This is a genomic window from Nonomuraea sp. NPDC052634 (assembly GCF_040678535.1).
GTDB lineage: Bacteria > Actinomycetota > Actinomycetes > Streptosporangiales > Streptosporangiaceae > Nonomuraea > Nonomuraea fastidiosa.
The window spans coordinates 158,103-182,574 of sequence record NZ_JBFATY010000007.1 but is presented as its reverse complement, the minus strand read 5'-3'; the positions used below and the strand labels follow the sequence as shown (position 1 = coordinate 182,574).

The 24,472-nt window shown below is 72.7% G+C and carries 18 protein-coding genes; 9 read left to right on the top strand and 9 right to left on the bottom strand.

Annotated features, from left to right (window positions below):
* Window positions 1-76 precede the first annotated feature (76 nt).
* Complete coding sequence (glgA, locus tag AB0K67_RS28335) at window positions 77-1,249, top strand: glycogen synthase (RefSeq protein WP_364066343.1); 1,173 nt, start codon at window positions 77-79, stop codon at window positions 1,247-1,249.
* 165 nt (window positions 1,250-1,414) lie between these two features.
* Here glgA and AB0K67_RS28330 read toward each other — a convergent pair whose 3' ends face one another.
* A complete protein-coding gene (locus tag AB0K67_RS28330) occupies window positions 1,415-1,819 on the bottom strand; it encodes a nitroreductase family deazaflavin-dependent oxidoreductase (protein ID WP_364066341.1) in 405 nt (134 codons plus the stop codon).
* A gap of 98 nt (window positions 1,820-1,917) precedes the next feature.
* Between AB0K67_RS28330 and AB0K67_RS28325 the strand changes: the two genes are divergently transcribed.
* Window positions 1,918-8,976, top strand: a complete 7,059-nt coding sequence (locus tag AB0K67_RS28325; protein ID WP_364066339.1) for a CHAT domain-containing tetratricopeptide repeat protein — start codon at window positions 1,918-1,920, stop codon at window positions 8,974-8,976.
* A 113-nt stretch (window positions 8,977-9,089) separates the two neighbouring features.
* Here AB0K67_RS28325 and AB0K67_RS28320 read toward each other — a convergent pair whose 3' ends face one another.
* The 5 genes from AB0K67_RS28320 to AB0K67_RS28300 form a co-directional block, all read right to left on the bottom strand.
* The gene (locus AB0K67_RS28320; RefSeq protein ID WP_364066336.1) at window positions 9,090-9,536 is read right to left on the bottom strand and encodes a hypothetical protein; all 447 of its coding nucleotides are present in this window, start codon (window positions 9,534-9,536) and stop codon (window positions 9,090-9,092) included.
* Window positions 9,537-9,647: 111 nt separating this feature from the next.
* On the bottom strand, window positions 9,648-10,196 hold the full coding sequence (locus tag AB0K67_RS28315) for a GNAT family protein (RefSeq protein ID WP_364066334.1): 549 nt from the start codon (window positions 10,194-10,196) through the stop codon (window positions 9,648-9,650).
* Between the two features lie 43 nt (window positions 10,197-10,239).
* On the bottom strand, window positions 10,240-10,947 hold the full coding sequence (locus AB0K67_RS28310; protein ID WP_364066332.1) for a hypothetical protein: 708 nt from the start codon (window positions 10,945-10,947) through the stop codon (window positions 10,240-10,242).
* Window positions 10,948-11,109: 162 nt separating this feature from the next.
* Window positions 11,110-12,042: an SPFH domain-containing protein gene (locus AB0K67_RS28305; RefSeq protein WP_364066329.1), complete on the bottom strand. Its 933-nt coding sequence runs from the start codon at window positions 12,040-12,042 to the stop codon at window positions 11,110-11,112.
* 132 nt (window positions 12,043-12,174) lie between these two features.
* Complete coding sequence (locus AB0K67_RS28300; RefSeq protein WP_364066327.1) at window positions 12,175-13,506, bottom strand: MFS transporter; 1,332 nt, start codon at window positions 13,504-13,506, stop codon at window positions 12,175-12,177.
* A gap of 103 nt (window positions 13,507-13,609) precedes the next feature.
* On the opposite strand from AB0K67_RS28300, the gene AB0K67_RS28295 reads away from it, so the two are divergent.
* The 3 genes from AB0K67_RS28295 to AB0K67_RS28285 all read left to right on the top strand — a co-directional run bounded on the left by AB0K67_RS28295 (window position 13,610) and on the right by AB0K67_RS28285 (window position 15,346).
* A complete protein-coding gene (locus AB0K67_RS28295; protein WP_364066325.1) occupies window positions 13,610-14,281 on the top strand; it encodes a GntR family transcriptional regulator in 672 nt (223 codons plus the stop codon).
* 11 nt (window positions 14,282-14,292) lie between these two features.
* Complete coding sequence (locus tag AB0K67_RS28290; protein ID WP_364066323.1) at window positions 14,293-14,652, top strand: DUF2203 domain-containing protein; 360 nt, start codon at window positions 14,293-14,295, stop codon at window positions 14,650-14,652.
* A 64-nt stretch (window positions 14,653-14,716) separates the two neighbouring features.
* Window positions 14,717-15,346, top strand: a complete 630-nt coding sequence (locus tag AB0K67_RS28285) for an alpha-ketoglutarate-dependent dioxygenase AlkB (protein ID WP_364066320.1) — start codon at window positions 14,717-14,719, stop codon at window positions 15,344-15,346.
* Window positions 15,347-15,481: 135 nt separating this feature from the next.
* Here the strand turns inward: AB0K67_RS28285 and AB0K67_RS28280 are convergent, their stop codons facing one another.
* Window positions 15,482-16,360, bottom strand: coding sequence for a D-alanyl-D-alanine carboxypeptidase family protein (locus tag AB0K67_RS28280; protein ID WP_364066318.1), 879 nt, complete (start codon window positions 16,358-16,360; stop codon window positions 15,482-15,484).
* A gap of 323 nt (window positions 16,361-16,683) precedes the next feature.
* The gene (locus AB0K67_RS28275) at window positions 16,684-17,862 is read right to left on the bottom strand and encodes a glycosyltransferase family 4 protein (protein ID WP_364066316.1); all 1,179 of its coding nucleotides are present in this window, start codon (window positions 17,860-17,862) and stop codon (window positions 16,684-16,686) included.
* 284 nt (window positions 17,863-18,146) lie between these two features.
* On the opposite strand from AB0K67_RS28275, the gene AB0K67_RS28270 reads away from it, so the two are divergent.
* The gene (locus AB0K67_RS28270) at window positions 18,147-19,121 is read left to right on the top strand and encodes a LacI family DNA-binding transcriptional regulator (protein WP_364066703.1); all 975 of its coding nucleotides are present in this window, start codon (window positions 18,147-18,149) and stop codon (window positions 19,119-19,121) included.
* Window positions 19,122-19,239: 118 nt separating this feature from the next.
* On the opposite strand, the gene AB0K67_RS28265 is transcribed toward AB0K67_RS28270, so the two are convergent.
* The gene (locus AB0K67_RS28265; RefSeq protein WP_364066314.1) at window positions 19,240-20,736 is read right to left on the bottom strand and encodes an alpha-N-arabinofuranosidase; all 1,497 of its coding nucleotides are present in this window, start codon (window positions 20,734-20,736) and stop codon (window positions 19,240-19,242) included.
* A 303-nt stretch (window positions 20,737-21,039) separates the two neighbouring features.
* On the opposite strand from AB0K67_RS28265, the gene AB0K67_RS28260 reads away from it, so the two are divergent.
* From AB0K67_RS28260 to AB0K67_RS28250, 3 genes are read left to right on the top strand one after another with little or no spacing between them, the layout of a single operon-like run.
* Window positions 21,040-22,374 (top strand): extracellular solute-binding protein, encoded by a 1,335-nt coding sequence (locus tag AB0K67_RS28260; protein WP_364066311.1) that lies wholly within the window; start codon window positions 21,040-21,042, stop codon window positions 22,372-22,374.
* Window positions 22,371-23,291 (top strand): sugar ABC transporter permease, encoded by a 921-nt coding sequence (locus tag AB0K67_RS28255; RefSeq protein WP_364066309.1) that lies wholly within the window; start codon window positions 22,371-22,373, stop codon window positions 23,289-23,291. Before AB0K67_RS28260 ends, AB0K67_RS28255 begins: the two co-directional genes overlap by 4 nt.
* A complete protein-coding gene (locus AB0K67_RS28250) occupies window positions 23,288-24,121 on the top strand; it encodes a carbohydrate ABC transporter permease (RefSeq protein WP_364066307.1) in 834 nt (277 codons plus the stop codon). Before AB0K67_RS28255 ends, AB0K67_RS28250 begins: the two co-directional genes overlap by 4 nt.
* The last annotated feature ends 351 nt before the right edge of the window (window positions 24,122-24,472 follow it).

Below are 24,472 nucleotides of genomic sequence, written 5' to 3'. Positions count from 1 at the left end.
AATGTACGAACCGGAGTTGCCGAGCTTTGGTTTGTCGCTGTGTTCGCTGTGCTCAACCAGCCCGTAGTGTCGTCTCATGCGCGTTGATCTGCTCAGCCGGGAATATCCGCCGGAGGTGTACGGCGGGGCCGGGGTGCACATGGAATACCTGGCCAGAGAGCTGCGGAAGCTGGCCGACGTACGCGTGCGCTGCTTCGGCGCGCCCCGCGTCGAGCCCGGCGTCTCCGCCTACCGCGTCCCCGACGGCCTGGCGGGCGCGAACGCGGCCCTGCAGGTGCTGGGCGTGGACCTGGAGATGGCGGCCGCGTGCGAAGGCGCGTCGATCGTCCACTCGCACACGTGGTACGCCAACTTCGCCGGGCATGTCGCGAAGCTGCTGCACGGCATGCCGCACGTCGTCACCACCCACAGCCTGGAGCCGCTGCGGCCGTGGAAGGCCGAGCAGCTCGGCGGCGGCTACGCGATCTCGTCGTGGGCCGAGCGCACCGCGCTGACCGCCGCCGACGCGGTCATCGCCGTCTCCGAGGGCATGCGGCGCGACGTCCTCGCCGCCTACCCCGAGATCCCGCCGGAGCGGGTCAGCGTGATCCACAACGGCATCGACACCGTCCAGTACGCCCCCGACCACGGCACCGACGTGCTGGAGAAGCACGGCGTCGATCCACGCAGGCCGTACGTCGTCTTCGTCGGCCGCATCACCCGCCAGAAGGGCCTGGTCCACCTGCTGCACGCGGCCCGCTCCTTCGACCCGGCGGCGCAGCTCGTGCTCTGCGCGGGCGCTCCCGACACGCCGGAGATCGCCGCCGAGGTGACCGAGCTGGTCCGCGGGCTCGGCCGCGACGGCGTGTTCTGGATCCAGGAGATGCTGCCCAAGCCGGAGGTCATCCAGCTCCTGACGCACGCCACCGTCTTCGTGTGCCCGTCGGTCTACGAGCCCATGGGCATCGTCAACCTGGAGGCCATGGCCTGCGAGACGGCCGTCGTGGCGACCGCCACCGGCGGCATCCCCGAGGTGGTCGCCGACGGTGAGACCGGCCTGCTGGTGCCGATCGACCAGGCGGCCGACGGCACGCCGCACGATCCCGAGCGGTTCGCCGCCGACCTCGCCGAGCGGGTCAACGCCCTGCTCGGCGACCCGGAGCGGGCGCGCGCGATGGGCGCGGCGGGCCGGGTGCGCGCCATCGAGCACTTCTCCTGGGAACGCATCGCCCACCGCACCGTGGAGCTCTACGAGTCACTGGTGTCCTGACGACGCGCCGAGGGGCCGCTCGTGGCGCCTTGGCGGCGCGCGGAGGGGCGCTCGTGTCCCGGCGGCATGGTGCCTTGCCGGCGTGCCGAGGGCGGTTCGTGTCCTGGCGGCGGCGTGTCGAGGGGGCCTCGCCGTGGCGAGACCCCCTGGCCGGGCGTGGGAGCGTCAGTTGACGCGTTCGAGCACGACGACCGGAATCTCCCGGTCCGTCTTCTGCTGGTACTCGTCGTAGTCGGGCCACGTCCTGACCATCGTCCGCCACATCTCGGGCTTCTCCGAGGGCTCGGCCGTACGCGCGCGGGCGCGGAACCTGTCGGCCTTGACCTGCACCTCCACCTCGGGCTCCGCGAGCAGGTTCTTGTACCACAGCGGATGGTCGGGAGCGCCGCCTTTCGACGCCACGACCAGGTAGTCGTCGCCGAAGCGCTGGTAGATGAGCGGAGTGGTGACGAGCTTGCCGGACTTGCGGCCCTTCGTGGTCAGCAGGAGGACGGTGGTGTTGTTCCAGTCGTGGCCCTCGGCACCATCCGTCTCCTGGTACCGCCGCACGTGTTCCTTGCCGTAGAGCATGCGACGCCTCTACCCATCACGCGCGCCGCCTCACAGCGCCATCGCCCGTCCGGCCCGTCCGGCTGTACGCGGCGGCACGTCGATGAGAGTCTTTGCCCATGACCGATCCGGCCGGGGCGCTGGCAGCCCGCATCGAGCGGTTCGAGCAGGCCGCGGATCCCGAGCTGATCTGGGATCCCGAGGCGCTGTCCGAGGCCGAGCAGGCGATGCTGGCCTGCGCGGGAGACCGGTCCGACGCGGCCACCTGGCGGCTCATCGGCATGCTGCACCTGGCCCGCTACCGGCTCGACCCGCGCACCACCCGCGACGCCGCCGTGGCGGGCGCGTTCTTCGCCGCCGTCGCCGTCGCGGACCCCGGCAGGCTGCAGGAGAAGCTCCGTGGCACGAACCTCCCGCCCGGCGAGTCGGCGGGCACCTGGGCGGGGCTGGTCGAAGAGGTGTGCCGGCACGTCGACCCCGGCGCGTACCGGCATGTCGGGCTGCTCATCCACGCGCTGGTCCGCCGCGCGATGGCCGATCCGATCGCGGAGGTGTCCGAGCGGCTCGGCGAGTTCCTGCTGCAGGAGTCCGTACGATCGTCCGACCCGTCGTGGGCGCCCGGCGCGCTGGGGCCGCTCGGCGCCGGGCTGCTGCGCCTGTACGAGGCCACCGGCGAGCGCGAGGTCATCGACGACGCCGTCCACGTGCTGCTGCGGGCCGCGCTCGGCGAGCCCGCCTACACCCGCGACCTGGCCGCCGCGCTCGCCCTCGCCGCGCCCGGCGACGACGAGCTGGCCCGCGCGTACCTGGCGGCGGCCGAGTCCGGCCCTGGCGACCCCGACCGGTCGCGAGCGCTCCTTGAGCTGGTCGAGCTGATGCGGGCGCGCTCGGTCGCCTCCTGCGCCGACGACGACCTGCTCGCGTTCATCCGGGTCGGGCAGTGCGCGCTGGACTTCTGGCACGAGCGGTGGGCCCATCCGGGGGTGCTGGCGCCGTACGCGTCGGGCCTGATCGAGTGGTACGTCGTCACCGGCGACGAACGCTCGCTCGAAGCCGGCATGGAGATGCTCGACGCGCTGCGCGTCACCCCCGACGAGGACGTGCGCGAGCTGCCCGACCCGCTGGTCCGGCTCCGCCTGCTCGGCGACCGCCGGATGCGCCGCTACGACGTCACCGGCGACCCCGCCGACCTGGAGTCCGCCGTCGAGGCCAGGCGCGAGGCCGTCGGCCAGGTCCCCGACGGGCATCCCGCCAGGGCCGCGCTGCTCGCCTCGCTCGCCGGCGCCCTGCTCAGGTTGGCCGCCGCGACCGGCGGCGACCCCGCCGAGCCCATCGCCGCCGCCCGCGCCGCCCTGGCCGCCCACGGCGAACACGACCCCGCCAGGCCCGACGTGCTGCTGCTGCTCGGCCAGGCCCTGACGCTACGCCTCACGTCCTCGTCCGCTGGGCCCGCTCGGCCTGGCGAGCCCTTGTCTTCCGGCGCGTGCGACGGGCCCGCGCCTTCGGGTGGGGTCGCGTCTTCGAGGGGATTCGCTTCCTCCGGCGGGGCGGACTCTTCGGGTGCGCCGGCCTCTTCGGGCGGGCCGTCCTCTTCGAGTGGGCCGGCTCCTTCCGATGGCTCGTTGCCGTCGGCCGGTGACGCCGACGAGGCCATCGCGGTGTTACGCGAGGCGCTCGCAGCCGAGGAACGGCTCGCCGGGCGGGTCGAGGCGTACGGGCTGATGTCGGAGGTGCTGCGCTGGCGTGCCGCCCGAGCCGACGGCGACCGGCGCGCCGCCGACCTGCGCGAGGCCGTACAGGCCGCCCGGCGGGCCGTGGAACTGGCCGCGAAGGACGCGCGCGGCCAGGCCGGAGCACGGCGCGCGCTGGAAGAGGCGCTGCTGGCGCGCTACACCGCGTACGGCGACCCCCGCGACCTCACAGAAGCGCTGTCGCTGGAGGCCGAGCACCTCGCCCCGGCCCCTGCATCGGACGCGCCCAGGGACACCGCTGAGGCCACCGGCGGCGATGCCGCCCAGGACACCGCCGGGCCCGCCGGTGGAGCCACCGCGCCGGGCTCCGCCCGGGATGCCGCAGGAAGGCCCGCGCCGGAGAGCACACCCGGCTCGGCCCTTGAGAACGCCGACGACGCCGACGACAACGAGAACACCCTCGACGCCGTGCTGAAGAGCGTGGTGGACCGGGCGGCCGAGGTGGACGAGCAGCTTGCGGCCGCCGCGACCGAGCTGGCGCTGCGCACGCCGAGCGAGGATCGGGCGCTCACGCTGCTCCAGGTGGCCGAGCGGCGGGCGGCGAGCGCGGCCGAGCGCGGCGAGTTCCTCTCCGAGGCCGCGTCGCGGCTGATCGAGGCTGGGCGGACGGGCGTCGCAGGGCGCGTACTTGAGCGGGCGGCGCAGGCGTTCGAGGCGGCGGGTGAACGTTCGCGCGCCGCCGACGCGCTGACCCGGCTGGCACGGCTCTCCGCACCGGCCGCGCCGGAGCGGGCGTTGGCGGCGTACGAGCGGGCGGCCGCCGCACACCACGACCTCGGCGACCCCAGCGCGGAGGCGCGCGAGCTCACCGGCATGGGTCTGCTGCACCTCGCCTCCGGCGACCCCGCCCGCGCGGCCGAGCTCCATCTGCGGGCCGCCGCCCTGTGCGAGCAGGCCGGGCTGCCCGCCGACGAGGCCGTTCACCAGCGGCACGCCGCGCAGGCGCAGCTCGCCGCCGGAGACCCGGACGCCGCCGTCGCCTGCGCAGCGCGTGCCCGCGACCTGCACCACCACCTCGACGAACCCGTGCCCGCCGCGCTCGCCCTCGTCATCGCCGCCCGCGCGGCGCTCGACCAGGGCGACCTCACCGCCTCAGGCGAACGCATCACCGCCTGCGCCATCGAGCTGGAGGCCGCAGGGGCCTGGGAGGAGGCGTGCCGGGTGCTCGACGCGCACGCCGTCCTGCTCGCCGGACGCGGACACCCCGGGCAGGCCGCCGCCTGCGAGACCCGGCTCGTCGAGGTCGTACGTCGGCACGGGCTGCGGCGCGAGCCCGCCGACGAGTGGTACCGCATCGCCCAGCGCCGCCGCGCCCGGGGCGACGCCGCCGGTGCCCGGGTCGCCTTCGAGCTGGCCGGACGCGAGTACGACGCGCTCGGCAACCCCGACGGGGCCGCGTCCGTGCGCTACAACCTGGGCGTCCTGGCGTACGGGGAGGGCGAGGCCGGGCAGGCGATGGAGGCGTTCGGGGCGGCGGCCGAGACGTTCGCGCAGCTGGACGACCCGGTCAAGGAATCCATCGCGCTGACCATGCGGGCCGCCTGCCTGACCGCGCTCGGGTCGCCGGACGACGCCCTGATCGACCTCGACCGCGCCCTCGAAGCGGCGGGCTCGGATCGGTACGCGCTGCTCATCGCCACCCTCGGGCGCGCGGCCGCGGACGTCGAGCTGGGCGATCTCCAGCAGGCCCGGGAACGGCTCCGCGCGGCCCTCCCGCTCGCGGGTGACGACCGGCTGGCCGAGGGCGTCGTACGGGACCGGCTGGCCGCGCTGCACGGGCTCGCCGGTGAGCTCGACGCCCAGGTGCCGGACCTCGAGGCGGCGCTGTCCGCCTTCCGCGACGCCGGCCGGCCTTGGCTCGCCGCCCTCACCGCCGTCAAGCTGGGTTTCGCGCTGGAGGCCCGCGGCGAGCTCCGCCGTGCCCGCCACATCCTCGAAACCGCTCTCACCACCCTCCAGCCCGCCCCCACCACACCGCTGCCCGGCGAGGAGCTTTTTTTGAAGACGGCGGTGAGCGATCGGACGGCGGCACCTCAGGACCGATCGGTGGGCGCACAGGCGGCTGCCGCTGCAAGCGAAGCCCGGGTCGAGGAAGGCGCCGGCCCAGGCTCCGAGTCCGGCCGCGCCCCGATGGCCGACTCCGCGGAGCGTCCGGCGAGCCTCCCCTTCGGTGCGCAAGGGCCGGGCTCTGCCGGCTCCTCGCCGGATGGAGCCGCCGCCGACGCTCCCGGAGCCGGCCGGACCGGCAGGCTCCTGGGCGGGCCTGCCGGTGTTTCCGGGGCCGGTCGGGTCGGCGGGCCGTTGGGCGGGCCCGCCGGTGTTCCCGGGAGCGGCCGAGCCGGCGGGCAACGAGGCGGTTTCACCCGCGGCTTGACGGCTGTCCCCGGCGACCGCCACGCAGGCGCGCCGACGAGCGGTCCAGCGGGCAGCACGGCGAGCGGCGGCGGTGCCGGGAGCGGCTCGGTGGGTGATGCTGCGGGCGGCTGGATGAGCGGCTCCGTCACCAGCGGCGCCGTCAGCAGCGGCGCCGTCAGCAGCGGCTCCGTCAGCAGCGGCGCCGTCAGCAGCGGCGCCGTCAGCAGCGCCGCGGGCGGCCTTGCGGGCGGTTACGCGGGTGGGGCTTCGGGCGGCTCTGCGGGTGGGGCCGTGGAGGAGGCGCCGTTCGAGCTGATCGCCGTCATGCACACCGACCTCGACGCCGCGGCCCTGTCCCGCCTGGCCGCTCTCCACTTGACGCTCGGCGACCTCACCAGCGGCCGGGCCGCCCTCGCGTCCCTGCGTGCGGGCGGGCGCTGGGGTGACGCGGTCGCCCGGCTGGAGCTCTGGCTCCGGCTGGCGGAAGCGGAAGCAGCCGGCGACTTCGCCCAGGCCCGCGACCTCGCCACCCAAGCCCTCGCCTCCACCCTGGGCGCGCCTGCCGGCGGCGCCGCTTCGCCGGGTGCTTCCGGGGGCGACTCAGCCGTGCTGAGTGCCTTTGAGGGCGTCACAGCTGTGCCGGGTGCTTCTGAGAGTGTCACAGCTGTGCCGGGTGCCTTTGAGTGCGACGCAGCCGCGCCGAATGCCTCTGCGGGCGTCACAGCCGCGCCGGGTGCCTCTGCGGGCGACGGAGCCGCGTTGAGCGCGCTCACTGCGGCGGGGGAGCGGTCGTACTTGCTGGCCAGGCTCTCGTTCTACTGCCGGGCTCTCGGGGACCTGCCGGCCGCCTACGCGTACGCCGCCCAAGGGTGCGAGTTGGGCGACGAACGGGTCAGCGAGCACCTGCGGAACCTGGGGGCGGCGGCTCTGGAGCTGGGCCGGGTGGAGGAGGCGATCACGCACCTCGGCGCGGCGGCCGAGCGAGCTCGCGAGGCCTCGCCGATTCAGCTTGCCGGGTCTCTCGCGCTGCTGGGCGATGCGTGCAGTGACGCGGCACGGTGGTCGGAGGCCGCGCAGGCGTACGAGGAGGGGCTGGCCCTGACCGCGCCCGCCGTGTGGCGGCCGCTCCGCATCCCCCTCCTGGCCGGTCGCGCCGCCCTCCATCTCAGGCTCGGCGAACTGGACGCGGCCACCGCCCGCTACCGCGAGGCCATCGCGCTCGGCGAGGAGCTGGCCCGCCACGGCGGCCTCGCCACCGCGTACGCCGACCTGGCACTCGTACACGAGCTTCGCGGCGACCCGGCGGGAGCCCGTCCACTCGCCGAGCGTGCGCTCGACCTCGCACGCGCCCACAACGATGCCCGCGGCACCGTGCTCGCGCTGATCGCGCTCGCCCGCCTGGGCACCACCGAAGCCCGCAGGTGGCTGGAGGAGGCGGCGGAGCTGGCGCGGGAGGCCGGGTACCGGGCGGGAGAGGCGGTCGCGCAGCGGCACCTGGCGGCGCTCGACCTGGCCGAAGGTGCGCACGACCGGGCCCGCCACCGCCTCCGTACGGCCATCGACGTGCTGGCCGGCCTGGGCCACGACCTGGAGCTCCGCGAGGCGCACCACCTGAGCTCCGTCGCCGCCGAGCACCGAGGCGACCTCCCCGCGGCGCTGGACGACGCAGAACGCGCCTGCGCGCTCGGCCACGCCCCCGCACGCGACCGCGCGCTGCGCCTGGCCGTCAGCCTGGGACGGGGAGCCGCGGCGTGGACGTACGCCGAACAGGCCAGGCTCGCCGTCCTGGCCGCGCAGCTCGGCGACCGCCCCTGGCCGCCACCCCCCGGCGTCCCCGCCGACCTCCTGCAAGCCGAAGACGAGGCTCTGACCGCCGTGAGCACGCTCACGTCGGCCGCCGCCCGCACCCGCGACCCGGACAGGGCCGCCCGCCTCGTCCAGCGTGCCCGCACGGCCCTGGCCGGCCTCGAAGGCGTCTGGCAGCGCATGCGGCCCTCGGCACCCCACCACGTCGCCTTACGCCGCCACGCCCGAAGCCCCCAGAAGCACGTGACCGGCCCGCTGAAACACGGGGCCGAAGGGCCGGTGGGGATGCTCGCCTTCCACCTGGACCAGGCCGCCGGCACCACCACCGTGCTGGCCCACCGTACGGGCTGGCCGGAGCCGCGCGCCTTCACCACAGACGTCGGCCGGGAGCTGCTCGACGACTTCCTGCACGCCACGTACGCCCCCAGACCCGGCCTCCTGGACATCGAGGCCCGCCGCCGCCGCGCCGACGCCTGGCGCCGCCTCGGAGACGGCCTGCTGGCCGACGCCCTGCCCGCCCTGGACGGTCAGGCCGGCGACCTCGCCAGGCTGCACCTGCTGCCCGGCGCGGGCTGGCACGGCGTCCCGCTGCACGCGCTCGCACTCTCGGGCGGTCGCCCGCTCATCGAGCGCTGCCCCGTCACCTACGACACCGTCACGAGCGCGGACGGCGGGGCACCGGCGCGGCGCGGCGCGCCCCTGGTGGTCGGCTTCAGCACGGACGGCGGCGAGCGCCCGGCGGTGGAGGAGTCGGGGGCGCTGCTCGGCACGCTCCCCGTCACCGGCAGGGACGCCGTCTCGGCCCGCCTGCCCGGCGTCCGGCCCGTGCTGCACCTGGCCACCCCGGTGGTGCTGGACGAGCGGGACCCGTTCGGCTCGGGCGTCCGGCTGGCCGACGGCCTGCTCACCGCCCGCCACCTGATGACCATGAACGTGGCGGCGGACCTCGTCATGCTCACCCCGCACACCGCGACGGTCATGACCGGCACGGCAACGGCCGTGGCCGCGCTGGCGCACGCCTTCCTGCGCGCGGGGGCGCGCCGGGTGCTGCTCACGCTGTGGCCGGTCGCCCCGGAGATCACCGCCGCCCTCGTGCGCGACCTGCTCTCACGGGTGCGCACCGGCGACGACCCTGCCGAGGCACTGCGCGCCGCCGTGCTGGGGCTGCGCGAGCTCTACGGCCCCGCCGAGCCCGACCTGTGGGCGTCGTACGTGCTCATCGGCCCGCCGGACGGCCCGCCCATCCGCCTGACCGGCCCAAGGTGACCGAAGCCACGTGGCCGGGCGCGAGGTGACCGAGCCACGCCGTGCGTGACCGAGACCACATGACCTGCCGTGAGGTGATCGAAGCCCCGCGCCCCGGCACGAGGCGACCCGGGCTAGAGGTAGGACCGGGTGGCGCTGGCCAGCTCGACCGCCCCGTCGCGGGTGTCGACGTAGATCGCGGTCTCCGGGGTGCGCTCGCGCACGTCCTGGTCGCGGATCGCGAACACGGCGGGCGGCACGCCCACGTCGCCGTACCGCGCGGTGACGGCGGCCCCGATCGCCCGCCGCACGTCGGACACCACCTCGCGCGATCCCTGCCCGGCGCCGGAGGCCGCGAGGTAGCCGAGCATGCCGGCGAAGCGCGGCTCGGTCTCGGCCGGCGGCCGCTGCCCCGGCAGCACGGGACGGTCGAGCCAGAACACGTTGCCCGCCAGGAACGCGGGATAGCCGTCGCCGAGCGTGCGCGCGGTCTCGGCGAGCAGCTCGCCGAACTCGGCCAGGTCCGCCCCGGGCGGCAGGTCCGTGGTGACGAACAGGGGCACGATCAGCGAGTCGAGCATGTGACTATCCCTCCGTGAGGTGCCTCATCGTAGGATGCCCGACCGACAATCCCAGCGCCCGCAACTCCGCGCGGGCTTGACCCGGCGGCGGTGGAACGCGGGGAATGAGGATCAGCGCTCGACCCACTCGTCTTCGAGCGCGGAGTGCACGATGGAGTCGCGCCAGCCCTGCGGCGTGCGCAGGTGGTGGCGGATGCGGCCCTCCTCGACCATGCCGGCGGTGAGCATGGCGAGCTGGGCGGGCAGGTTGGCGGGGGAGCGGGCGCCCCAGATACGGTGCAGGCCGAGCCGCCCGAACCCGAACGACAGCAGCAGGCGCACGAGGTCGGTGCCGATGCCGCGCTCCCACTGCCCGGGATGGAGGCCGAACCCGATCTCGGCGCTGTGCGGCAGCTCGGCCTCGATGCGCAGCCGCGCGACCCCGACCACGTCGCGGTGCCGGGCGTCGAGCACGGCGAGCAGATAGAGCAGGCGCGGCTCGGCCGCGGCGGCCTTCACGGCCTCGTCGACGAGGCCGGCCACCTCCTGGAGGGCGAGCGGCCCGAAGGGCATGTGCTGGGTGGCCGCGGGGTCGCCGTAGACGCCGTGGAGAGCGGCGACGTCCGCCTCCGTGACCTCACGGAGGCAGACGCGTTCGCCTTCGCAGACCACGCGGCGCATGCGCCGACGGTAACGCGAGTCCCGTGATCTTCACAAGCCCTTGTCAAGAGGCGAGTTGACTACCGTAAGCCCTTGCGACAAGTTCTGCGACGGCGCTGTGCGAGCCCAGCGGCTCGGCGTGACCGGCGTTGACCGCCGCCGCGGCCTGCTCGACCAGCGAGCGCGGCGCCTCGTGGCCGATCATGCAGGGCGCGATGGCCAGCCGCTCCGCGCCCGCGGCGCGCAGCCGCTGGGCCGCGACCGGCACACCGGGCTCGGCGTCCAGCGCCGCGGCGACCACCGGCAGCGTGAGCCTGGACGCGAGCAGCACCGCGGTCGCCTGCACGGCGTGCACGGCGCGTTCTCCGCCCACGGTGCCGAGGATCACGGCGTCGACGGGGCTGGAGACGTTGAGCAGGCGCACCCGGTCGGCTCTGGCCAGGCCGCGCTCGGCGAGCCGGATGTGCAGAGCCTCGGCGAGCAGCGGGTGCGGGCCGAGCGCGGGGGTGACGGCGGCGCTGGATCCGGCGGCGGCGACGGCCTTGCCGATCTCCGCGAGTACGACCGGATCATCCCAGGTGAGCAGCGGTACGACGACGGCGTCGCGGCCGGAGGGCAGGGAGTCTGCCAGGTCGCTCACGCTCGTCAGGAGCACCTCGATCTGGGGGTTGTCGACGCGTACCACGGCCGCGATCTCCTCGGCCACGCCTTCCGTCGGGCCCGGGGTGGCGAGCACGAGCACGGGGGCGTCGGGCGGCAAGGACGTAGGCACGGGACGGCGGTGACGACCACCGCCCGGCCGGCGGGAACGTTCTCGTACAGGCAGGCTCACAGGCGGGCAGTTTATGCGCATTCCGAAACGGTTGTTCGGTGAATCGATGGCGATACGGTCACAACCCCGTTGACATGGGCCCGATCCTGGTCCGCAGAGCACTCAGCGGGACGGTATGACGACCGACTGCGGGTTGCCGGGGGCGTAGACGGTGATGCCCTGCGGCAGCGCCTTCAGCTTCTCGATCTCGGCGCAGGATGGGCACTTGTCGTAGCCGTCCTGGCGCGCCTTGTTCGCCTTGGCCTCCGCTTCGGCCTGGGCCACCTTCGCCTCCGCCTCGGAGACGGCCACCATGGCCGCGAGCGACTCGTTCACCGCCTGCTGCACCTCGCCGGGCAGCGTCACATGCGCCAGCGTGAAGCGCATGTCGGTGAAGAACTCGCCGCCGAGCGTGGCGGGCAGGTCGCGGGCCAGGGAGGCGTTGACCGCGTCCTGCACCCGCGCGATGGCGGTGTTGCCGTCCTGCGGCTTGAGCGTGGCGTTCTCCAGCAGCCCGCAGGAGGGCACCAGCTCGGCGCAGCGCAGGGAGCCGATCTGGCTGCGCAGCGCATTGTCGATCACAGGGCGGACGGCCTGGCCGAAGAAGGCGGACCAGCCCGCGTCGCCGTCCCACGCGTGGAGCGATTGGTCGTTCTGGGCACGGTAGGTGCGGGTGCCGTACTTGTCGTCGAACGTTTTCAGCGTCTCGTGGTCGAGGTTGAGCGTGAAGTAGAAGGTGCCCTCGATGCCGAGGTTCACGCCGTCGCTGCTCGGCACCGTCACCACGTCCACGCCCAGCGCCGTGGCCCGCTTGGCGTCCGCGGTGATCGTGTAGAAGCGCTGCTGGGCCGGATAGGAGTGGACGGAGGACCACAGGCCGGTCCAGGTCAGCCCCGACCCGGGGTCGATGACCTGGCGGACCCGGTTGTCATCGAGCGGGCCTCCGTCGCGGACGACGGCCACCTCGCCGCCGTCCGTGCTCCTCAAGCCCAGCACGCTCCCGACGAGCAGCGGGAACACGATGAGTGCTGTGATGACGGCTAAGGCGGTTCTCATGGGGCCCCTTCCCGCGGGCGGCGTCGGCAGCCGCCGCCCGCTGCTTCCGCGGCATTTCCTGCGATGGTGCTCCGTGGTGCTGCTCGTCGTGCTTCGTGGTGTTTCGTGTCTGGTACGTGCCCCGGCCGGCCGTCAGGCGAACGGCCCCACCGGCCGGGCCTTAGGGGCGCCCTCGTCCTCGGGCACGGCGACCAGGTCGAGGTCGCGGGTCTCGGGAGCGATGGCCAGGCCCACGGCGGTCACGGCCAGGGCGACGACCACGTACGCGGAGACCGCGATCGTGGACTGGAACGACTCGTACAGCTGCAGGGCGATGATCGGGGCGAGCGCGCCGCCGACGACGCCCGCCACCTGGTAGCCCATGGAGGCGCCGCTGTAGCGCAGCCGCGTGCTGAACAGCTCGGCGATGAACGCGGCCTGCGGGCCGTACATCGCGGCGTGGGTCACCAGCGCCACCACGGCGGCCAGCGCGATCAGCGGGAACGAGCCGGTGTCGAGCAGCGGGAAGAAGGCGAACACCCACACCGCCGCGCCGACCACGCCGGCCAGGTAGACCGGGCGGCGGCCGTACCGGTCGGACAGGGCGCCCGCCAGCGGGATCAGCACGAGCTGCAGGGCCGAGCCGATGAGCACGGCGTTCAGCGCGTACGAGCGCGGCAGCTCCAGCGTCCCGGTGATGTAGACGATGATGTACGCGGTGAACGTGTAGAACGCGACGTCCACCCCGATACGCGCGGTGAAGGCCGACAGCAGCGCCCTCGGGTGCGTCCGCAGCACCTCGAGCAGCGGCATCTTGGCCTTCGCGCCCCGCTGCTCGACCTCGGCGAAGAGCGGCGACTCGGTGATCTTCAGCCGGACCCACATGCCGACGAAGACCAGCGCGCCCGACAGCAGGAACGGCACCCGCCACCCCCACGACAGGAACGCCGTGTCCGACATCGTGAACGACATGATCGTCAGCAGGCCGGTGGCCAGCACGTAACCGGCGGGCACGCCGACCTGCGGCCAGCTCGCGTTGAAGCCCCGACGGCGGCCGTCGCCGTGCTCCAGCGACATGATGACCGCGCCGCCCCACTCGCCGCCGAGACCCAGCCCCTGCACGAACCGCAGCAGCGCGAGCAGGATCGGCGCCAGCACGCCGACGGCGGCGTAGCCGGGCAGCACGCCGATGAGGAACGTCGAGACGCCCATCATCAGGAGCGTCACCACCAGCACGGTCTTGCGGCCGACCCGGTCGCCGAAGTGGCCGAACACCACCCCGCCGAGCGGCCTGGCGACGAACGCGACCGCGTTGGTGGTCAGCGAGGCCAGGACCGCCGTGAACGGATCGAGCGACGGGAAGAACAGCTTGGGGAAGACCAGGGTCGCCGCGGTGGTGTACAGGAAGAAGTCGTACCACTCCAGCGACGTGCCGATCAGGCTGGCGAGGATCACCCGCCGGGTCTGTTGCGTGGAGCCTGACATCGGATCGCTCCTTGAATCGATTGGGGGATAGTCTTCAACGTAAGGATCGTTCAACAATTCGACAAGAGGTTTGCTCCATGATTATCTGGTGAATGTGGATAACGTGGTCGCTGATCTCTCTCAGGACCGGCCCCGCCTGGGACGCAGCAGCACGGCCGAGCGGGTGGCCGACATCCTGCGTGACCGCATCAGCGAGGGCTTCTTCCAGCCCGGCCAGCGGCTGTCGGAGGAGTCGATCTCCGAGGCGCTCGGCGTCTCGCGCAACACGCTGCGCGAGGCGTTCCGGCTGCTCGGCCACGAGCGGCTGCTGGAGCACCGGCTCAACAGGGGCGTGTTCGTCCGCCTGCCGTCCGCCGAGGACGTCTCCGACCTCTATCGCGTGCGCCGCGTGCTCGAAGGCGCCGCCGTGCGCCGCCCGCCGTCCGACCACGCGCTGGCCCTGATCAAGGAGGCTTTGCAGGACGCCGAGCGCGCCGCCGCGGAGGACGACTGGCAGGGCGTCGGCACCGCCAACATCCGCTTCCACCAGGCGCTGGTCTCGCTCAACGAGAGCCCCAGGATCGACGAGGCGATGCGCCAGCTCTTCGCCGAGCTGCGGCTCGTCTTCCACGTCATGGAGAACCCGCGCGCCTTCCACGAGCCGTTCATCGAGCGCAACCACGCGCTGCTCGGGCTCATCGAGTCGGGCAAGCCCGACGAGGCCGCCGCCTATCTCGACGACTACCTCGACCATGCGGAACGCCTGCTGATCCACGCCTACGAGCCCACTCGGTAACGTTGTCGGCCATGGACCGGCTCTTCACCGTGGACGAGGCCCGCCTGCTGCTCCCCGGCGTCATGAAGGACGCCGCCGAAGTGATCGCCGCCCGCGCCGACATGGCCGAGATCGACTTCGCCCGCCGCTCCGGCGGCCGGTCCGAGCTGGGCGGCCTGCCCGAGCTCAAAGGGCTCCAGGCGCGCATCGACGAGATCATCACCGAGTGGAGCCGGCAGGGCATCGAGGTCAAGGGCATCGCGCCCGTGCTCATCGACTTCCCGGCCGTGCTCGACGGCGTGTCCGTACGGCTGTGCTGGATCGAAGGGGAGCGGCAGCTCGGCTGGTACCACCGTACGGAGCTCGGCTTCGCCGGCCGCCGCCCCCTGTGACCGGCGCGGCCGCTCCGCCGCCCTACTCGAAAGGATGTTTGAAGAGTGACGTAGACTCGGCTTCATGACAGCCGCGTTCCAAGCATCTTTGCTCTCCTTCGGCGAGGAGCTCGGGCTCGGGCCGCTGGCGGGCGCCGTCCGCCGCACTCACCTCGGCCACGGCGCCTGGATCGACCTGCGGCCGGGCTGGCTGAGCGGCGCCGACACGCTGTTCGAGCGGCTGGCCGAGCAGGTGCCCTGGCAGGCCGAGCGGCGGCGCATGTACGACCGCGTCGTCGACGTGCCGCGCCTGCTCGCGTTCTACGGCGAGGGCGAGACGCTGCCCGACCCGGTGCTCGACGACGCCCGTCGCGCGCTCGACGCCTACTACGGCGAGGAGCTGGGCGAGCCGTTCCGCACCGCCGGGCTCTGCTTCTACCGCGACGGCCGCGACAGCGTGGCCTGGCACGGCGACACGATCGGCCGGGGCAGCACAGAGGACACCATGGTCGCGATCCTCTCGGTCGGCGACCCGCGCTCGCTCATGCTCCGCCCGCGCGGGGGCGGGCCCTCCATCCGCCACGACCTCGGCCACGGCGACCTCATCGTGATGGGCGGAAGCTGCCAGCGGACGTGGGAGCACGCCATCCCCAAGACCAACCGGCCTGCCGGGCCCCGCATCAGCATCCAGTTCCGCCCCCGAGGCGTCCGCTGACCCCTTCAGGTCTATGCGGGCTGCGGTCCTTCGGGATGGGCTGTTGAAGGCTCCCGCGAGTCCGTCGGTCCCGCACGTCGGTCCTTGGGCGGTCGGGGGGTGCGGTGTTCCTCGGCGGGTACGTGAGTGCCGGGGTCAGGCGCGTCGCTGGGCGGCGCCCCAGTCGAGCAGGTTCTCGGCGGTGCTGAAGCGGCGGCTGGAGCTCGACTCGTCGAGCAGCACGCCCACCAGCAGGCGGCCGTCGCGCTCGGTCGCGAACGCCAGGCAGTAGCCCGCCGCCCGGGTGAAGCCCGTCTTCAGGCCGATCGCGTCGGTGTCGCCGATCAGGCGGTTGGTGTTGCGCCACAGGTACGAGCGGTGCTCGTCATTGGCGTCGACGTAGTGCCGGCGGGTCCCGGCGACCTTGCGGATGAGCGGCACCTTCAGCGCGGCGGCGGCCAGCACGGCCTGGTCCCTGGCCGTGGAGTAGCCGTCGCCCCTGGGGGTGGGCAGGCCGTCGGCGTTGACGTACTCGGTGTCCTTCAAGCCCAGCTCGCGGGCGGTGGCGTTCATCTTGGCGACGAAGCCCTTGACGCCGGGTCCGTACGTGCGGGCCAGCGCGTGTGCGGCGTCGGCCCCCGAGGGCAGCATCAGGCCGTACAGCAGCTCGCCGACCGTGAGGCGGTCGCCGGGCCGCAGGCCGGCGGTGGTGCCGCCGCCGGCCTCCGCGTACTCGACGTCCGCGGCCGTGATCCGCACCACGTCGGTGGGCTTGGCGGTCTTCAGCACGACGTAGGCGGTCATGGTCTTGGTGAGGCTGGCGATCGGCATGCGCTTGTCGCCGGCCTTGTCGAGCAGCACGTCGCCGGAGCTCGCGTCCATCAGGTACGCGGCCCTGCCGTAAACGGCGGGGGCGTCCGGGTTGAGGGCGGGAGCCAGGTTGGAGGAGGCCTCGGTGACGGCCGCATTGGAGGTCGCGGTGGTGGCCTCGGCGGGCGCCGTGAGCCCCGTGACCAGGGCAAGTGCGCCTGCCATGGCGGTCAGAAAAACTTTCCGGTCACGCATGCGGACAGAGTGCCGCCCTCTTGGGCCTGCTTTTGCCGAAATGAGGCAGATTTTGTGCAGACTCATCCGGAAACCCCGATATTTCCGGGGAAAAGGGAAGGTAAATCTTTTCGGGGAAAGCCGTGGGGTAGCCGCTCAGCGGGCCATAAGAGGCCACCGGGAGGCCGGTGAGCGGGTCGGGCCGGGCTGTGAGGGGAGCCGGTGAGCGGGTCGGGCCGGGCTGCGAGGGGAGCCAGGTCAGCGGGTCGGGCCGGGCTGCGAGGGGAGCCGCCGGGCCGTTCAGGCCACTCCGCTCAGCGGCTCGGCCAGAACGTGTCCGAGATCCGTTCGCCCGCCGCCAGCTCCGAGAACAGGTCCTCCCACAGCGGCATCACGTGCTCGGCCGCGTACGCCCGCGAGGTCTCCTGCGCCTCCTTGCCCATGCGCACCCGCAGCTCGCGGTCGCCGATCAGCCGGTTCAGCGCGGCGGCGAACGCGTCCACGTCCTCCGGCGGCACCAGCAGGCCGTCCACCCCGTCGGTCAGCACGTCGCCGGGCCCGGTCGGGCAGTCGAACGCGACGACCGGCAGCGCATGCGTCATCGCCTCGATCATCGTCATGGGCAGGCCCTCGTACCGGGAGCTGAGCGCGTACAGGGACGCCCCGGCCAGCTCCTGGTGCATGCGCGCGGTGTGGCCGGGCAGCGACACGTGCTCGCCGAGCCCGTACTGCTCGATGAGGCCCGCCAGCTCTCCTTGGCGCGGTCCGGCGCCGAAGATGCGCAGCCGCCACTGCGGATGCTCGGCCACCACCCGCGCGAACGCCTTGATCAGCAGATCGAACCCCTTCTGCGGCACCAGCCGCCCGGACGCGATCACGACCGGCTCGGTGTGCCGGGACCGCTTGCGGTCGGCCCTCGCGACGGCGTTGGGGATGCGCACGATCGGGGTGCCCGGCAGCAGGCGCTGGTAGTCCTGCATGTTGGCCCGCGTCAGCACCGTGACCGCGTCGAGCGCGCCGTAGTGGCGGGCGATCTCCTTGCGGATCGTCTCGGGGTACGCCGACAGGTTCATGTGCTCCTGCGCCACCTTGATCACCGGCTTGCGGGCGCGGCGGGCGGCGATCAGGCTGAGCGCGGGCCGGCTGGTGACCAGGACGCCGTCCCGCAGCCCCGAGCAGTACTCCATCGCGGCCCACTCCACCCGCTCGGTGAAGTACCCGGCCGCGAACTCGCCGCGCGGCACGACCTTGCCGCGCACCCGCCGCCACGCCCTGCGGGCCAGCGAGTCGGGCCGCCGGCCGGCGCGCTGATCGACCAGAGTGGTGACGGTGATGCGGGGATCGACGGCGAAGTGCAGGCGGTCGCGGCGGCGTACCAGGCTGACCAGCTCGACGTCGTGCCCGGCGGCGGCCATCGCGTTCGCCTGGTTGACCACGGTCTTGACCGTGCCGCCCACCCCGTACGCGTCGAGCATGAGGTAGCGGATCCTCACCGGCCGCACCTCCCGGCGGGGGCAGGGCCCGGACGCCGGGGCGCGCCTCGTGTCAGGGCCGTGACCAGCGCGTTGTCCATCTTCCTCGGCACGTTCATGCGGAAGAAGATTACTGTCCGTTCCTGGCAGTTAGCTGAGAACGTCCGGCCGGCCACCGATCAAGCGCCCTGACGACACCCTTGACGCGACCGCTGAGATCGCGCGCTCGCCCGCCCGGCCTGTTAGCGTTACCGCTAAGGGGGTGAGCCGCGGTGAAAAGCAAGCCCGGCCGGCCTGCGGTGCTCATGGACGTCGCCGTGCTGGCCGGTGTCTCCACCATGACCGTCTCGCGGGTGCTCAACACACCCGATCGCGTCCGCGCCGAGACCAGGGCCCGGGTCCTGGCCGCCGTGCGCGAGCTGGACTACCGCCCCAACCAGGCGGCCCGCCAGCTCGTCACCGGGCGCTCAGGTGTGCTCGGCGTGGTCAGCATCGACACCACGCTCTACGGCCCGGCCACGACGCTCTACTGCATCGAGCAGGCCGCCAGGAACGCCGGCTACAACGTCAGCATCGCCAGCCTCAGCTCGCTCAACCGCACCTCCATGGAGGAGGGCCTGCAGCGGCTGCGCACCCAGGGGGTCGACGGCGTGATCATCGTCGCGCCGCACGAGTCGGCCGTCAACGGGCTGCGACACCTGCCTCCCGAGATGCCCGTCGTCGCGGTCGACGCCGCCGACGACATCCCCGTCCCGGTGGCGAAGGTCGACCAGGTCGCCGGAGCCGCCCGCGTCACCCGCCACCTGCTCGACCTCGGGCACCACACCGTGTGGCACGTCGCGGGCCCGGCCGACTGGCTCGACGCCAACGGCCGCATCGACGGCTGGCGCGGCGTGCTGGAGTCCGCGGGACGCCCGGTGCCCGGCGTGCTGCGCGGCGACTGGAGCGCGCGCTCCGGCTACCAGCTCGGCCGCCGCCTGGCCGAGGAGCCCGACCTCACGGCCGTGTTCGTGGCCAACGACCAGATGGCGCTCGGCGTGCTGCGCGCGCTGCGCGAGGCGGGCAAGCGGGTGCCCGAGGACGTCAGCGTGGCGGGCTTCGACGACATCCCCGAGGCCGCGTACTTCTGGCCGCCGCTGACCACCGTCCGCCAGGACTTCCGCGAGGTCGGCCGGCACGCCTTCCACATGCTGCTCGACCGCATGGCGGGCGCGGAGCCCGAGAGCCGCCGCCTGGTCGAGCCGGAGCTCGTCGTCCGCGACAGCACCGCCCGCGCCTGAGCCCGGCACCCGCCTGTCCGGGGCTGGGGAACGCCCGGCCGAGCCGGCGCCCGCCCAGAGCCAAGCGGCTCAGGCGGGCATCAGGCGGATGGCTCCACGAGGTCGTCAGGCGGATGGCTCAGGAGGTCGTCAGGCGGATGACGTTCCAGGAGACCGGCGGCAGCAGCACGCGCAGCGGTTCCTGCTCGACGTCCGGGTTCGGCCTGGGCGCCACCCGGTCGGGCTCGTCGGCGGTGTTGCGGGCGTAGACGTCGGGGTCGGTCATCGTGGTCGCCTCGGCCACCCGCACCGCGCCCAGCGCCCGCGCGTCGATCTCCAGCGACAGCGGCCCGTCCATCGACCGGTTGACGGCGAACAGCGTCGTGCCGTCCTCGCCGTGCGTGGCCACCGCGTGCACCAGCGGCACCTCGCCGTACGCCTTCGTCTCGTAGACGGGGGAGACCGGCTCCACCCGGAGCACGTCGCCCGTGGCGTACCGGGAGGTCTGCGCGAACGGGTGGAACGTCGTCTGCCGCCAGGCCCGCCCGCCCGGCTCGGTCATGATGGGCGCGATCACGTTGACGAGCTGGGCCAGCGACGCGGCCGTCACCCGGTCGCTGTTGCGCAGCAGCGTGATCAGCAGCCCGCCGAACGTCACCGCGTCGGCCAGGTGGTAGTGGTCCTCCAGCAGCCGCGGGGCGACCGGCCAGTCCTCGGGGGTGCCGGCGTCCTTGAAGCGCGACTGGTACCAGACGTTCCACTCGTCGAAGGAGATGTTGATCCGCTTGCGCGACTTCAGCCGCGCCCCGACGTGGTCGGCGGTGGCCACGACCGACGAGATGAAGTACTGCATGTCGGTGTCGCTGGCCAGGAAGCTGCCGAGGTCGCCGTCGCGCTCTTCGTAGTAGGCGTGGCAGGAGATGAAGTCGACCAGCTCGTACGCCTCCTCCAGCACCTCCGCCTCCCATGCGCCGAACGTGGGCATGCTGGAGCTGGACGAGCCGCACGCCACCAGCTCCAGCGACGGGTCCACCATGCGCATCGCGCGGGCGGTCTCGGCGGCCAGCCGGCCGTACTCGCGGGCGGTCTTGTGCCCGGTCTGCCAGGGGCCGTCCATCTCGTTGCCCAGGCACCACATCCTGATGCCGTGCGGCTCCTTGGCGCCGTTGGCGACGCGCAGGTCCGACAGGGCCGTGCCAGACGGGTGGTTGCAGTATTCGAGCAGGTCGAGCGCCTCGGCGATGCCGCGCGTGCCGAGGTTGAGCGCCATCATGGGCTCCACACCGGCCTTGCGGCACCAGCGGACGAACTCGTCCACGCCGACCTCGTTGGTCTCCGTGCTGTGCCAGGCCAGGTCGAGCCGGCGGGGCCGCTGTTCCTTAGGGCCGATGCCGTCCTCCCAGCGGTAGCCGGAGACGAAGTTGCCGCCCGGGTAGCGGACGGTGGACACGCCCAGCTCCCTGGTCAGCTCGAGCACGTCACGCCGGAAGCCGTCGTCGTCGGCCAGCGGATGGTCCGGCTCGTATATGCCGGTGTAGACGCACCGCCCGAGGTGCTCCACGAACGCGCCGAACGTGCGGCGGCGTACGGGGGCGACCTTGAAAGCCGGGTCGAGAGTGATGGTGGCCTGGTGCACGGAGGCGACTCCCTGATATTTCCGTGACGTTACGCGTTTCCCGATTGTTAGCGTTATCAACGTCCCAGGTCAAGAGCGGGAAAGCGGTTGCCCGCTGGGTCTTGACAGGTTTCTTGTTACCGCTAACACTCGGGTAACCCCGCTGAAACGCGGGGCACGCGCGGCGGCCTTCCGCGACCCGGACGGCCCGCCATGTCCGCCTCCGCGCGGAGGCGCCGCTCGGCTGTCCTGAATCCTTCTTTCGTCGCCAGAACTGTCAGCACTGTCAGCGAAACAACCCGGTGCAAGGAAGAGGCCCATCCAGTGCACGGTCCCCCTGACATCAACCGCCGGCACCTTCTAGGCGGCGGCCTCGCCCTCGTCGCCGCCGCAGCGTCGGGATGCGCGCTCCCCGTGGGGTTCGGCTCCTCCCAGACCCGCATCCGGTACTGGCACTTCCTCGGCGCCAGCGACGGCATCACGATGAACGGGATGGTCCGGGCGTTCGGCAAGGAGCACCCGGACATCTTCGTCGAGGAGAACGTGCTCCAGTGGGGCGAGCCCTACTACACGAAGATCGCCATGGCCGGGGCCGGCGGGCGCTCGCCCGACCTGGCCACGTTCCACCTTTCCCGGCTGGCCGGCATCGGCGCCGGGCGCATCCTGGACCCGATCAACCTGGACCTGCTGGCGGAGGTCGGCCTGAAGGCCGCCGACTTCAGCCCGCCCATCTGGCAGCGGGCGCACCTCGACGGCGTGCTGTACGCCATCCCGCTCGACGCCCACCCGATGGTGCTCTACTACAACACCGACATCTGCGAGAAGGCCGGGCTGCTCGGCGAGGACGGCAAGCTGCGGCCCACCACGGGCGTGGACGAGCTGATCGCCGCGCTGACCAAGGCCAAGGAGGCGATGGGCGGCAAGCCGCCGCTCACCATGGACGCGCTCGGCCTGGGCACGGTGGGCCCCTGGCGAGTGTGGTGGACGCTCTACTCGCAAAGCGGCGGCGCGCTGCTGACGCCCGACAACACCGCGATCGCCATCGACGACGCCAAGGCCCTGGACGCGCTGCGGCTGATGCAGCGGCTCGGCACGGAAGGGCTGTGCGACCCGCGCACCGACTACGGCGCCTCCGTCGCCAAGTTCACCAACGGCGAGGCGGCGTTCCTGTGGAACGGCGACTGGGAGACCACCGGCCTGAAGGAGCGCGGCACGCCGTTCAGCATGACCCGCTTCCCCAACGTCTTCGGCACCGGCGCGGCGCAGGCCGACTGCCACGCGTTCGTCCTGCCCCACCAGCGCAGCCGGGACCCCGAGATCGAGCGGGCCACCTACCGCTTCATCGCCTACCTGGTCAAGAACAGCGCCGACTGGGCGGTCGCCGGGCACGTGCCCGCCTACCTGCCCGCGCTCGAAGAGCCCGACTACCTGGCGCTGCACCCGCAGTCGGAGTACCGCTCGGTCATCACGGAGGTCGCGCTGGACCCGCAGGTGTGGTTCACCGGGTCGGCCTCGCGCCTGTGGATCGAGTTCGGCGGCGCGTTCTCGCCCGTCCTCAGCGGCGAACGCAGCCCCGAGGACGGCCTGGCCGCCGCCAAGGCGGCGCTCGACCGGCTGATGACGGCCCCGAACCCCTTCCCCGCCGAGGAGCGCTCATGACCGCCACCGTCGCGCCTCCCGCGAGCGCCGTCGCCGCCGTGAAATCGAAGGTCCGGCGCGGCTGGACGGAGCACGGCCTGCTGTTCGTGGCCCCGTTCCTGCTCATCTACACGATCTTCCTCATCTGGCCGACGCTGCTCGGCTTCAAGATGAGCATGTCCAGCGTCAACGTCGCCGGCACCAACGACCACTTCATCGGCTTCGCCAACTACGCCGAGGCGTTCGCCGACCCGCGCATGTGGCGCTCGCTGTGGAACACGCTGGTCTTCACCGTGCTCAGCACAATCCCGCTGGTGCTGCTCGGCCTGGCGCTCGCGCTGCTGGCGCACCACCTGCGCTTCATGCAGTGGCTGTGGCGGCTGTCGTTCTTCGGGCCGTTCCTGCTGCCGTCGGCCGTGGTGTCGATCCTGTGGCTGCAGATGATCTACCCGCCCGAGTACGGCCTCATCAACGGCACGCTCGGCATCGACATCGTCTGGCTGGGCGATCCGTCGATGGCCATGTGGTCGGTGGTGCTGACCACCGTGTGGTGGACGGTCGGCTTCAACTTCCTGCTCTATCTCGCCGCGCTGCAGTCGATCCCGCAGCACCTGTACGAGGCCGCCTCGATCGACGGCGCCGACGCCTGGGACAAGCTGCGCTCGATCACCCTGCCGCTGCTGCGCCGCACCACGGCGCTCATCGTGGTGCTGCAGCTGGTGGCCTCGCTGAAGGTCTTCGACCAGATCTACCTGATGACCGGCGGCGGCCCCGAGGACGCCACCCGCTCCATCATCGAGTACGCCTACGACATCGGCTTCACCGGCTACCGCACGGGCTACGCCTCGGCCGTGTCGTACATCCTGTTCGTGATCATCGTCATCGTTTCCCTGGTGCAGCTCCGGCTGTTCCGCAAGCGCGAGGAGGCCGCGTCGTGACCAGGCGGTTCAGCTTCAGCCAGTTCGTCCTGCTGGTCGCCGCGCTGGTGCTGGCGGTCCTGTGGCTCGCCCCGATCGCCTGGGCGGTGGCCACGTCGCTCAAACCGGAGTCGGAGACCACGAAGCTGCCGCTGGAGTGGTTCGGCAGCAGGATCACGTTCGAGTCGTACGAGCTGGTGCTCGGCACCGGCGGCATCGTCAAGTGGGCGGTCAACTCGACGGTCACCGCGGTGGTGGTGACGTTCATGACCGTGCTGTTCTCGGCGATGGCGGCCTACGGGTTCGCGCGCACGCAGTTCAAGGGGCAGCGGGTGCTGCTCGGGATCATCCTGGCCGGCATCATGGTGCCGCCGCAGGTGCTCATCGCGCCGCTGTTCGCCGAGATGGTCGCCTTCGGCCTGGTGGACACCTGGTGGGCGATCATCCTGCCGCAGGTGGCCGCGCCGCTGATCGTCTACATCCTGGTGAAGTTCTTCCAGGACGTGCCGGAGGAGCTCGAGCAGGCGGCGTTCGTGGACGGTGCCGGGCGGTGGCGGGTGTTCTTCACGATCGTGCTGCCGCTGTCGCGGCCGGTGCTGGCGGCGGTGTCGATCTTCACGTTCATCAACACCTGGAACAACTTCCTCTGGCCGTTCCTGGTCTCCACCGACCCGAACACGATGACGCTGCCGGTGGGCCTGGCGAACGTCGTGCAGGGCACCTTCGGCCTGCGGTACGCGCAGATCATGGCCTCGGTGGTGCTGGCCGGGCTGCCGCTCCTGGTCGTGTTCGTGCTGTTCCAGCGGCAGATCATCCGCGGCGTCGCGCACACCGGCCTCGCCGGCCAGTGACCTCGCCCGCGGGCCCGCGTCGGCCAGTGACCTCGCACGCGGGCCCGCGTCGGTAGGTGACCTTCGACCGCCGGACGCCTCGCCACGCCGTGATGCGCGCCCGCGGAGACCTTGCGGGTGGTCGGGGTGTGCGGCCTTGGGGGTCGTGAGCGCGCTCCCGCGGAGGTCTCGTGCACGGCCCCGTCGGGCGCCTTGCGCACAGCGCCCCGTCAGGCGGTGGCGAGCGCGCCCGCGGAAGCCCCGCGCACGGCTTTCCGTCAGGGGCGCCTCGCGCGCGGACCCGTTCGACGTGGTGGTGAGGTGCGCTCGGGAAGGTGCCTTGCGGACAGTGAGGCGCACACACGCGAAAGC